General features: G+C 42.9%; 13 protein-coding genes. 2 read left to right on the forward strand and 11 right to left on the reverse strand.

Annotated features, from left to right (window positions below; translation table 11 throughout):
- Nucleotides 1-50 precede the first annotated feature (50 nt).
- Nucleotides 51-914: a TIGR01777 family oxidoreductase gene (locus tag WA010_RS02785; RefSeq protein ID WP_422555656.1), complete on the forward strand. Its 864-nt coding sequence runs from the start codon at nucleotides 51-53 to the stop codon at nucleotides 912-914.
- Here the strand turns inward: WA010_RS02785 and WA010_RS02790 are convergent.
- From WA010_RS02790 to WA010_RS02820, 7 genes are read right to left on the reverse strand one after another with little or no spacing between them, the layout of a single operon-like run.
- Nucleotides 868-1,848 carry a 6-phosphofructokinase gene (locus tag WA010_RS02790; protein WP_422555657.1) on the reverse strand — a complete coding sequence of 327 codons (981 nt, stop codon included), beginning with the start codon at nucleotides 1,846-1,848 and terminating at the stop codon, nucleotides 868-870. The two genes, WA010_RS02785 and WA010_RS02790, sit on opposite strands and share 47 nt — an antisense overlap.
- Nucleotides 1,845-2,447 carry an ABC-type transport auxiliary lipoprotein family protein gene (locus tag WA010_RS02795; protein WP_422555658.1) on the reverse strand — a complete coding sequence of 201 codons (603 nt, stop codon included), beginning with the start codon at nucleotides 2,445-2,447 and terminating at the stop codon, nucleotides 1,845-1,847. The genes WA010_RS02790 and WA010_RS02795 overlap by 4 nt, the downstream gene beginning before the upstream one ends.
- On the reverse strand, nucleotides 2,447-3,415 hold the full coding sequence (locus WA010_RS02800; protein WP_422555659.1) for an MlaD family protein: 969 nt from the start codon (nucleotides 3,413-3,415) through the stop codon (nucleotides 2,447-2,449). The genes WA010_RS02795 and WA010_RS02800 overlap by 1 nt, the downstream gene beginning before the upstream one ends.
- Nucleotides 3,399-4,154, reverse strand: coding sequence for an ABC transporter ATP-binding protein (locus WA010_RS02805; protein WP_422555660.1), 756 nt, complete (start codon nucleotides 4,152-4,154; stop codon nucleotides 3,399-3,401). Before WA010_RS02805 ends, WA010_RS02800 begins: the two co-directional genes overlap by 17 nt.
- A complete protein-coding gene (locus WA010_RS02810) occupies nucleotides 4,151-5,269 on the reverse strand; it encodes an ABC transporter permease (RefSeq protein ID WP_422555661.1) in 1,119 nt (372 codons plus the stop codon). The genes WA010_RS02805 and WA010_RS02810 overlap by 4 nt, the downstream gene beginning before the upstream one ends.
- Before the next feature lie 23 nt (nucleotides 5,270-5,292).
- Nucleotides 5,293-7,368 (reverse strand): TonB-dependent receptor plug domain-containing protein, encoded by a 2,076-nt coding sequence (locus WA010_RS02815; protein WP_422555662.1) that lies wholly within the window; start codon nucleotides 7,366-7,368, stop codon nucleotides 5,293-5,295.
- Nucleotides 7,369-7,420: 52 nt separating this feature from the next.
- Complete coding sequence (locus tag WA010_RS02820; RefSeq protein ID WP_422555663.1) at nucleotides 7,421-7,696, reverse strand: hypothetical protein; 276 nt, start codon at nucleotides 7,694-7,696, stop codon at nucleotides 7,421-7,423.
- An 88-nt stretch (nucleotides 7,697-7,784) separates the two neighbouring features.
- Here WA010_RS02820 and WA010_RS02825 point away from each other — a divergent pair, with 88 nt between their 5' ends.
- Nucleotides 7,785-8,585, forward strand: coding sequence for a D-alanyl-D-alanine carboxypeptidase family protein (locus WA010_RS02825; RefSeq protein ID WP_422555664.1), 801 nt, complete (start codon nucleotides 7,785-7,787; stop codon nucleotides 8,583-8,585).
- On the opposite strand, the gene WA010_RS02830 is transcribed toward WA010_RS02825, so the two are convergent.
- The 4 genes from WA010_RS02830 to WA010_RS02845 form a co-directional block, all read right to left on the reverse strand.
- Nucleotides 8,574-9,065 carry a DNA-deoxyinosine glycosylase gene (locus tag WA010_RS02830; RefSeq protein ID WP_422555665.1) on the reverse strand — a complete coding sequence of 164 codons (492 nt, stop codon included), beginning with the start codon at nucleotides 9,063-9,065 and terminating at the stop codon, nucleotides 8,574-8,576. The two genes, WA010_RS02825 and WA010_RS02830, sit on opposite strands and share 12 nt — an antisense overlap.
- Before the next feature lies 1 nt (nucleotide 9,066).
- Nucleotides 9,067-9,600, reverse strand: coding sequence for a DUF3368 domain-containing protein (locus WA010_RS02835; RefSeq protein ID WP_422555666.1), 534 nt, complete (start codon nucleotides 9,598-9,600; stop codon nucleotides 9,067-9,069).
- A complete protein-coding gene (locus WA010_RS02840; RefSeq protein ID WP_422555667.1) occupies nucleotides 9,597-9,923 on the reverse strand; it encodes a UPF0175 family protein in 327 nt (108 codons plus the stop codon). The genes WA010_RS02835 and WA010_RS02840 overlap by 4 nt, the downstream gene beginning before the upstream one ends.
- Before the next feature lie 197 nt (nucleotides 9,924-10,120).
- A partial coding sequence (locus WA010_RS02845; RefSeq protein ID WP_422555668.1) for a hypothetical protein occupies nucleotides 10,121-10,545 on the reverse strand: 425 nt, incomplete at its 5' end.

The raw sequence follows: 10,545 nt of genomic DNA on the forward strand, positions 1-10,545 counted from the left end.
CTCTGTGCGTTTTCATTAGGCTACAATAAACCCGATTTAAAGGGATGAACATGAAAATAGCTATATGTGGTATAAGCGGTTTTGTCGGAAGTGCGCTAAAGCATTTTTTTGAAGAGCGCGGAGATGAAGTGATATCGTTGAGTATCCGTAGCGGTTTTCCATCTGAATCAATTGCCCAACGCCTCAATGGGTGTGATGTTCTGATTAATCTAGCCGGTGCCAATATATTGGGTCGATGGAGTACAAGCTATAAAGTACTTTTGCGCCAAAGCCGTTTGGAAACCACTGATAAGATTGTTGCTGCTTTATCCCTTTGTGATGAACCTCCCCATACTTTTTTAAATGCCTCTGCGGTAGGAATATACGATGCGTATCATCAGCATGATGAGTTTTCCCGCTATTATGGAGATAATTTTTTAGCCGGATTGGTTCACGATTGGGAACATGCGGCATTTCGTGCTCAATCTGAGTTAACTCGTGTGTGTACCATGCGTTTTGGCGTTGTGTATGGCAGAGGTGGCGGAGCTATGGCTAAAATGCTCCCTCCATTTAAAATGGGGCTTGGGGGAAAAATGGGAGACGGGTTCCAAATGATCTCTTGGATCCATTTAGACGATTTAGTTCGTGCCTGCGCATTTTTAATCGATCACAAAGAGATTAGAGGTGTACTTAATTTTACCTCACCTGAGCCGATCACCAATATGGAACAAACTAAAGCAATGGGTCGTATTTTAGGTCGCCCAACATTTTTCGATCTCCCTGAGTGGTTAGTACGTCTCGTCTTTGGAGAAGGTTCTATTGTTATGCTCGAATCCAAAGAGGTCTACCCTCGCGTTTTACAAGAGGGAGGATTCGAATTTCGCTACCCTACATTTGACAGTGCGATGGAAGAAATTGTTCGCGTGCAAGGGTGAGAAGCTCCTGATCCAATTGGTAGGGGTGCAGTGCCACCTCATCGATAGTTTTAAAGTTAAAATGGCTTTGGGTATAACAGATGATCGAGTGGCTTTTCCCCTCTAGTAAGGCATCGATTGCATAGGTGACAAATTTATACGCCATCAACCGATCGTATACGCTCGGGTTACCTCCACGCTGAATATGTCCCAATACCGATATTCTCGATTCAAATCCAAGTTCGTCTGCAAACCATTGTGCTACTTCAGCACTGTTGAGAGCTTCAGAGACGACAGCGATGAAATAGTCGCGCCCTTTAGCGATTTGGGATTGAAAACACCCTTTGTAATCGTGTATGTCCAATGAAATTTCAGGGATGAGGCACACCTCTGCACCTGAAGTGATGGCAGAGACGAGAGCTAGATAGCCGCAGTTTCTCCCCATCGTTTCGATTACGAATGCCCGCCGAAATGAGGAAGCGGTATCGCGTATCTGATCGATGGCATCTTTGATCACCCCTAATGCCGTATCGACTCCCAAACAATAATCGGTTCCGTTGATGTCATTGTCAATCGTGGAGGGGATACCGCAAAACGCGATTCCGCTCTCATGATAGAATCGCTCCATCCCCCGAAAACTCCCATCGCCGCCGAGTACGATCAGTTTGTCGATGCCGTGGGATCGGAGATTTTCAGCGGCGATAGCTCGGTAGGATGCCTCTTTAAACCGCATGGAACGAGATGAACCGATTTTGGTCCCGCCACGGGTTATGATACCTGCAACATCGTGATAATTGGCGGGTGCAATATGGTTATCGATGAGTCCCTCATAGCCGTTATGGACGAAATAGGGTTGCATTCCATGGGTAAATGCGTACTCAACGAACCGTTTGAGTGCCGGATTCATCCCTGAAACATCTCCGCCTGAGCAGAGGATAGCGATATTATTTTTCATTCTTTTGTTCTCTCCTCGATCCACTTTGTGCATTGTTGAGTTAGATTGTTGGTTGCTTCAGTGAGGGCTTTTACCCCTCCGAGGGCATCTTCGCTCGGAGCATCTTGGGTGATTAAAAAACGTTTCGACGCAAAAGGGAGTTTGCTTTTGGTATCGATAAGACGGTAGGTGATATCGATTACCCCTTTGCTCGGTTGACGTGTGTCAAAACGGTGATAAAAAGCGTGTAGATCGGATTCTAACACCACATCTGCATTGGAAGAGGATGTGGGTGAGAGGATGGCGCTAAAGAGTGCTTTTTCACTGATAGAATGGTACAGTGAGCGTTCAATCAGTTGACTCGGTGTATCGCTCCATCTCGTGTAGAGGTAGTTGCCGCTTTCACCGCTAGAGCGGAGATAGGTGAAGTGTTTGGATTCTAAAGAGGGGATGGTTTTCGTTGTACTCAAGCGGAGTATTTTTGAGGAAGATTTTTCTGTCGGTTGATTTAGTTGTGAGTGTGGGTAAATAGTATATTCACTGACAGCGGGAACGGTTACAGAGGAACATCCTGTGATTATTACTATCACGGGGATGAAGAGAGTATAAAGGCGCATCATTATTCTCCTGGTCCGGGTTTAGGGGTCGATTTTTTGAACAAAAGATCAGAGGGACTCTCACGCAGACTTCGCAAAGTATTCTCCATCTCTAGGGTAAGCGTTTGTGTTCGTTGGACGAGATCACTTAGCTCGGCAGTGGTCGGTTGTACCATTGATTGGACATTGTAATCTCCTCGATCGATAGAGGCTTCGAGTTTGCGGATAAGGGTATGGCTCTCTTTGGAGGTTGCGGCGAGTGATTCGAGGGTGGAGGCCATTTTGGTTTGTACTAGAGTGTTGAAGTTTCCGGAGGTGTTTTTTACGCTCCCTGCAGCCTCTTTCATCGCGCTGAGGGATTCGGTGGCATTAGTCTCTAGGGCAATACTACGATCTAATAGGGTTTGGATCTCATCTTGATACCCATCGATTTGAGCGGTAAGTGAGCGTAAATGTTCCAATGATTGAGCGATATTATCGACATTTTTATCACTAAAAAGGCGATCGGCACGATCGAGTGTGATAGAGAGTTTAGAAGCAACGTTGCTGAGTGACTCATCGAGCCGTTTAATCATCGACGGAGAAGAGGGGATGGTGTTGAACGTATAGCTGTTGGTGGTGAGCAGAGGGGCATCTTTAGAACCACCGATAATTTCGATAAAGGCGAGACCTGTGATTCCATAGAATTTCAAAACGGCACTCGAATCGGTTTTAATCGGGGTCTCTTTTTCAATTTTGAGGGTGAGCTCTACCTCTTCACTATTTTTAGGGTTGATACGGATTGATTCAACTTTTCCGACATCGACACCGTGGAATTTGACGGCTGCTTCGGGTGCTAGACCTGAAACCGATTCGGTGATATAGAGTCGGTAGCGATGATAGGAGGCTTCATCTTGGTTATATTTGCCGAGCCAGAACGCAAAAGCAATCAGTGATGAGGCGAAAATGAGGACAAACACCCCTACGGCAGTGTAGTTAACCTTTGATTCCATGAGACCCCTTTTGGAAGAAATAATCGACAAGCGGATGATCGATTTGGAGCACTTCGCTTAGATTCCCCTCGGCGATAACTTTATGATCGCCCAGCAGTGCAAAGCGATCGATTGTGTTATGTATAGTATCCAAATCATGGGTAACCATCACGATGGTAAGCCCTAGTAAATCACGTAATTGCTGAATCAGTGCATCGAACTGGCGTGAGCTCAGCGGATCGAGTCCGGAAGTGGGTTCATCGAGAAAGAGGAGTTTCGGATCGAGTGCCAGAGCGCGGGCAAGGGCGGCACGTTTGATCATTCCCCCGCTAAGCTCGGAGGGGAAGAGATAGCGTGCGTGTTGCGGCAAGCCGACGAGATCGATTTTCAGGGCAACAAGCTCATCGATCAGTTTAGGAGAGAGATTGGTGTACTCACGATAAAGCATGGCGATGTTTTCTCCCACACTGAGTGAAGAGTAGAGTGCGCCGGATTGAAAGAGTACTCCCCATTGACGACGAAGATCTTGCGCTTGGAGGGGGGTGATGGAGGTGAGGTCGTATCCGAGTACATTGAGACTACCGCTTTGGAAGGGCTGCAGTAAAATCATTTCTCTCAGAAGGGTAGATTTTCCTGATCCGCTTCCCCCCAAAAGGGCATAGATTTCGTTTTCGTATACTGTGCAGCTGACATGATCGTGGATAATAGTATCTCCAAAAGAGGTCACAATGTCACGTGCTTCGATAATGATGCGATTCATAGTTTCAGCTCGGTAAGGAGGATAGAGAAGAGGGCATCGCAGGCAATAACGAGGAAAATCGAGTTGACGACACTTTTGGTCGTGTAGTAGCCGATACTCTCCGTATTGGAGGATACTTGAAAACCTCGAAAAGTACTCACCATCGCAATCAAAAAGGCGAAAAAAGGCCCCTTGATAATCCCGATCATGTAGTGTTTGAGGGCTAATGCACCTTGGAGACGGTGGATAAATTCAGTGAAACTGAGATTCGATTGAGCCTGAGCGATCACCATCCCTCCGAATATCCCTACGATATCAGCAAAAAAGATGAGCAGAGGCATCACGATCATCAGTGCGATTACACGAGGCCATACCAAAAAGGTGAAAGGGTCAAATCCCATCGTTTTCATCGCATCAATCTCTTGGGTCATTTTCATCGCACCGATTTGCGCCGTAAACGCTGAACCGCTCCGTCCTGCGACGACGATGGCGGTGATGAGAGGGGCAAGCTCACGGGTGAGGGATATCCCGATGGTATCGACAATAAAAATATCGGCTCCGAATTTTTGGAGTTGGACGATGCTTTGATAGGCGATGACAACCCCGATTAAAAAGGCACTGATAGCGATGATCGGGAGGGCAGCGGCTCCCGTGGTAAAGATATGGGCGACGATAGAACGGTAACGGATTTTGGAGGGGTGAAGCAGTGTATAAAAAAGCAAGACAAACGCTTCTCCTAAAAAGGCGATGAACTGAGTGATACCTTTGAGATTTTTGTGCGCTTCCTCTCCTAGCGAATAAAGCCATGAGGGACGAGTCGGAGGGGAAAAAATCTCATTTTTACCGGAGTAGAGGAGGGAATAAAGTTTTGAGTGGTTTTCATTGATACCGATGAGTTCGGAGGTGATCCCCTCTTTTTCAAAGGCGCGGTGATAGAGATGCCATAGTGCTATTCCGGCAGAATCAATTTCATTCACTTGGGATACATCCCAAATAACAGAAGATTTAGGTTGAAAGGTTTCTAATTTATAGGCAATAGTATTTAAATGGGGTAATGTCCACATCCCGCTGCATCGAAGCAGGGTATGGGAAGATTTATTTACTATTTGAAGATGGGCGGTAGATAAACTTTGCATCCTCTATTGTAACGAAAAATATTTCAAAAGCTTGCTTGTAGTCCTGTATATGCCATTCGCCCTCGAAGTGGTCCCCAAATATGAGCTGAATCAAATCCACCGCCTGCGTCGAAGAAAAGGGGGGACTCGGTATCGGTTTGTGTATAGTCAAATAAATTTTTGGCACCTGCGTAGAGTGTAAAATTTTTGTTTAATGCTTTTGAAATTCTAAAATCGATAGTAGTAAAGGCTGGTGATGTTGTTTTTTTAGGAGATGATGCAAGAGTATCGTTATAACGATTGTCATAACCATATGGAGCTAAATTACGCTCTCCGACCCATGTGGCTTCCGTGTAAAGCTCCCATCCGTTAATATCGTAATCAACACTAAAACGTGCCCGCTGCTCGATAGCGGCGAGTGAAAGATGGGATTTATATGCATTATCGTAACGATAGATTTCATAGGCTCCCGAGAGATTGAGCCCTTCGCTCAGTTCGTAACCGACAGTGATATCGGCATTTTTGACACTGACCGTTTCTTGAGAGTTGCGTAAAACCGGTGTTGCAGCGGAATCATCAATGTAAGCAAGATTTTTGACTTGTGTATAAGCAGCAGATGTTGTAATACTCAGTCTATTGGCATCATAAGAGAGCGCATAACTTGCCCCTTTTGATTTTTCGAGTTCGGTAATGGCCATATCAAATCCGTTATCAAGCAAACCATGTTCTGATTCAAAAAAGGTTAATGGAGAACGATACCCCATACCGGCACTGAGGCGTGAAGTCAAATTATTTGTGTGGTTGTGCCGCCAAAGTAAACGCGGTATGAGCATGGTTTCATCGATCTCATTACCTTGAGCTTTCTTGGCACGCCAGTCAGTGGTGATTTTCGCTCCACGCACAGCGACAGTTAGTTCATTTTTATCATCGATCATCCATGCATCTTGGGCATATACTCCTAAAGCAGTGTAATCAAAATCATCTTTGTCTCTACCAGCAACATCAAAAAATGCTACCGATTGTGAGCGTGCTGTTTCGATTTTGGCATCGGCTCCATAGGTCAGGAAGTGGTTATTGTTGAGGGCATGATCGATTTTTAGATCGCCGAAATAGGTTTTATCGATATTAAGATAATCGGATCCTTCATAAAGCGAATCTTGTTTTTGTTCAGCGTAAGCTAGCGTTGTTTGAAGGTTCATGGTACCGTTGAGAGTATGATGCTGTTTGAGGTAGATTTCATCGCGGGTTGTATTGATACGTTCTAGTACTGACATCGCATTGCTAGTAAGCGGATTGTTGATATTACCATTTGTGAATAATGGATCGTTATTTGCGGGATCATAGCTTGCAATCGCAGAACTCTCTGAAACCATAGGACCGCCGAATGAATTTGACGTAAAATGACTTACTTTTAGCTCTACGGAATCGATAGTTGAGAACTCGTGTGTCAACATTATTGATAGTGTCTGATTTTTAAGGCTTGGGGATTCACTAACACCATTGTGATCATTATCCACTTGATTTTGATCGTGGTACGATGCGGAAATAAGAACACCAGTTTTTTGATCCGTACTCATCGCTTCACCGAGGATAGAATAATTTTTGGTTCCCAATGTCCCCATGGAGAGATCTACTTCAATACCGATAGTTCGCGGTTTACGAGGGATAATATTGATTATTCCTCCGATCGCTTCGGGGGCAGTGAGAGACATTCCTGCACCTCGTGCTACTTCGATACTTTCGATATCCGAAGTACCGATGGCATCCATGCCATAAAAGCTAGATACCGTTGAATTGAAAGGGATACCATCGATTAATACCGTTGTATGTTCCCCTTTTAGTCCATTCATTTGAACTCGTTTGAGACCGCAGATCGAACAGCCTGTCGTGACACTGATCCCTGTTTGTTTTTCGATAACTTCAGAAAGTGTGGAAGAATGAGTTATATCTAGCTCTTTTTTATCAACTGTTTCAGTTTTTTCAACCAAATCTTTGAGTGAACCTTTATGTTGGATGAGGGGGGGTGTACTATCTACGGTAATTTTGTTTAGTTGTAGATCGTTTGCCGATGCAAAAGTACAAATTACTGCACATGCAACGATAGAGAGAGTTTTTTTCATAGAAATATCCTAAGTGTTAAATTACAAAAATGCTTTGGTTAGTGAAAAAAGCTTAAGAAAGAGGAGGTGAACGGCTGTTGGATGGGATGAAATCAATGGCAATACGTGCAGATTCATTAGAAGCATAGGTTAGGAAAATGGTATCGATGAGATGGATTGATATCGTATCATTGAGTACCACAGGAGTGTGAACCATAAGATAGAGAGGGCAATCTTCTTCTATATGGTTTTCTAGCTCATGATGATGATCATGTATCACTTCATGGAGGGCACTAATGAGGGTGGCACTGATAAACAGCAGCAGAAAAAACCCTCGAATTCGGCGCATTTGATTCTCCATTTTTGACGAATTTTACCATAGATGGCATACTCTTTGCTTTTGGAGGTTAAACGAACATTTATTTTAAGGAATAGCAATGATTAAACGACTCTGCACTCTGTTACTGGGAACTACTATTACACTTTTGGCTCAGATCGATAAAAATGAACTCAATAAACTTGAAGTAGAAGCACTTATTGTAAAAGATATTTCTGCGAAACAGACTCTTTACGCCAAGGAGCCGTTCAAAGAGGTACAACCCGCCAGTCTCACCAAAGTGATGACGGTTATGTTGGCGATTGAGCGGGGTAAGTTAGGTGAATCCGTTACGATTACCAAAGAGATGACCAAAGTGGAACCCACAATCGCGGGATACCGACGAGGGGATGTGATTCGTTTGGAAGATATGCTCAAAGCGGCAATGATCAAATCCGATAACGATGCGGCTAAAGCGATAGCGATTACTGTAGGGGGGAGCGAAGAACGTTTTGTCGAGATGATGAACGCGAAAGCCAAAGCGATCGGGATGGCTCATACCCATTTCACCAACCCTTGCGGATACGATGATAAACAACACTTCTCCACCCCAAAAGACCTCCTAAAAATGACCGAGTACGCGATTAAAAACCGTAAATTCAATGAAATCAGTAAAATGAATGAATATCGCTATCGCGCTTTGAATAAAAACCGTGAATTCTACGCCTATACCCATAATCGGCTTCTCAATCGCTACCAGTATGCCGTCGGGGTCAAAACGGGCTATACGGTCAGAGCTGGACAATGTCTCATTGCACGGGCAAAAAAAGATGGGAAAGATTGCGTTATCGTGATGATGAATGCAAAAGGGGATCGTTGGAAGACTGCAAAAAATATTTTTGAGCAGGTATTAGAGAGTTAAATACTTTTTAATAAAATTTTCATAACTCTCTTTTTTCTCCTCGAACGTCATTGCCGCATGAGCGGGTGAGGTGGAGGGGAGAAGCACTTTCTCAATCTTCAAATCTTTAAAAAACTTCATAAACAAATCATGGCTTTTTTTCCCCGTAAAGGCGAGGGCTTGAATGTTGGGATACTCACGTAACAGTTTTTCAAAATCATTAGGGATGCAGTTTTTCAGATTCGTATCGCTCGAATTGCTTCGCTCACAACTTCCAATGACATCCCACAACCCGATCCCTTGTTCAAGACAAAATGCTTTTTTCGCCTTATTGGTTGCTAAACGGACATCAAAAATCGCTTCGAGTATCGACCAAAAGGCGTTGCGGGGATGGGCGTAGTAAAAGGCTTGCTCGAACGACGCGATACTGGGAAAACTGCCCAAAAAGAGGATGCGGGTATTATGATCGAGGATAGGGGGAAAAGGGTGAGCGTAGGTCATATTATTCTATAGGATCGCTACATTGAGCTTTTGAAACTCGCTCAAGTAAAGCTCTCTTTTCTTTTATAAGACGGATAAAATCATGATAGAGTTTATCTGAGAGACGAAAACCGATGAGTTGCGCTTCGTCGATAATGGTGATGGCTTCTTTTGAATTGATTATATTGCGTCGATATAGAGCTACGACAATTCCTACTAATCCGATGACGTCGATGTGCATGGTCTGGGCAATCTTTCTCCCTTTTTTCTCATCGATAAGCAAGGGAAGTGAAAGCTCTTTTGCAAGGGTGATCGCTTCACTCTCCCCTTTGTCCAAAAAAAGTTCGAGTGATGAGAGGAGTGAAGTATCATTAACACTATAGACGATGAAAAAGGAATCGTCCCATACCGAGCAATCATAATCGTTTTTTTGGAGTATCTCCTCTTTTACATGATGTGGAATGATGACAGAGGTAAATAGCGATTTTAGCAGTTCGGTACGCGATAGTTTCGCGAGAATTATTAGCGCGGTCGCATCACTGACGATGGCTTTCATAGCCCCAAACGATCCAGTGAAGCGAGTTCATCATCGAGTGAATAATCGGCGGTTACGATTCCAAGTTTTCCGAGGGTGGCTAATGTTTCTGAACGAGTTTGCCCGATGGATGCGGCGAGTTCACCGAGACTCAGATCGCCGTTTTCATACGCTTTGAGTGCTAAAAATCGGTGTAATCCCTCATCGATGATTTTAGAGCTAAATCCCACTGCGATACCGATGGGTTCTCCTCGTTTGGTGATAAGCGAATATTCTCCCGATTCGAGAGAACGGGTGAGGAGGGCAGGGTTGGTTTGGAGTGATTTGATACCGAGTGTTTGCATGATGTACTCCTTTATAGTAGTATACTATATTATCGATAATGATTTTACTTTTTTGCCTCAAATTTCTCTTTTAACTCTTTAAGTTCCGCTACATTTTTTTTGATTTTTGTATATTATTCATTAAATGAATATTCTTTATTATTAAAATATTTATATAATTTTTTATTTTGATTTTCAAAATTTTGTTTTTTAATTTTTTATTTTTTTAAAGTATCTTTTAATTTTTGAATTTCTTCATCAGAATAATATTTTTTTAGTAATTTTTTAATAATCTCAATATTTAGTATTTCATCATAAATACGCCTATGTCCTATTAACTCGAATTTTTGTTTAATTACATGAGATATTAACTTTTCAAATTTTCGATTATTATTTAAATTTAATTCACATTTAGCAAGATACAAATCTAAAAAGACGCCATCAGTATTTGGATAGTTCTTTTTATAGTCTTGGATGGCTTTTTTACACTGACTGTAACTTCTACTAAAGTAAAAACAAATAATTTTATTTTGAAAATTAGATTTATCTGGTAATTTATGTGTATAAATTATTGTTGTAACTAGTTCTATGTATAATAAATATAATTGATAAAAATTATTTGTTTCAGCTTCAAGGGAATATG

The organism is Sulfuricurvum sp. (genome assembly GCF_049305995.1).
Classification (GTDB): Bacteria; Campylobacterota; Campylobacteria; order Campylobacterales; family Sulfurimonadaceae; genus Sulfuricurvum.

Excerpts from the sequence above, each read along its gene's own strand:
- WA010_RS02785 (WP_422555656.1), top strand. The coding sequence starts at position 51 with ATGAAAATAGCTATATGTGGTATAAGCGGTTTTGTCGGAAGTGCGCTA.
- WA010_RS02790 (WP_422555657.1), bottom strand. The coding sequence starts at position 1,848 with ATGAAAAATAATATCGCTATCCTCTGCTCAGGCGGAGATGTTTCAGGG.
- WA010_RS02795 (WP_422555658.1), bottom strand. The coding sequence starts at position 2,447 with ATGATGCGCCTTTATACTCTCTTCATCCCCGTGATAGTAATAATCACA.
- WA010_RS02800 (WP_422555659.1), bottom strand. The coding sequence starts at position 3,415 with ATGGAATCAAAGGTTAACTACACTGCCGTAGGGGTGTTTGTCCTCATT.
- WA010_RS02805 (WP_422555660.1), bottom strand. The coding sequence starts at position 4,154 with ATGAATCGCATCATTATCGAAGCACGTGACATTGTGACCTCTTTTGGA.
- WA010_RS02810 (WP_422555661.1), bottom strand. The coding sequence starts at position 5,269 with ATGCAAAGTTTATCTACCGCCCATCTTCAAATAGTAAATAAATCTTCC.
- WA010_RS02815 (WP_422555662.1), bottom strand. The coding sequence starts at position 7,368 with ATGAAAAAAACTCTCTCTATCGTTGCATGTGCAGTAATTTGTACTTTT.
- WA010_RS02820 (WP_422555663.1), bottom strand. The coding sequence starts at position 7,696 with ATGCGCCGAATTCGAGGGTTTTTTCTGCTGCTGTTTATCAGTGCCACC.
- WA010_RS02825 (WP_422555664.1), top strand. The coding sequence starts at position 7,785 with ATGATTAAACGACTCTGCACTCTGTTACTGGGAACTACTATTACACTT.
- WA010_RS02830 (WP_422555665.1), bottom strand. The coding sequence starts at position 9,065 with ATGACCTACGCTCACCCTTTTCCCCCTATCCTCGATCATAATACCCGC.
- WA010_RS02835 (WP_422555666.1), bottom strand. The coding sequence starts at position 9,600 with ATGAAAGCCATCGTCAGTGATGCGACCGCGCTAATAATTCTCGCGAAA.
- WA010_RS02840 (WP_422555667.1), bottom strand. The coding sequence starts at position 9,923 with ATGCAAACACTCGGTATCAAATCACTCCAAACCAACCCTGCCCTCCTC.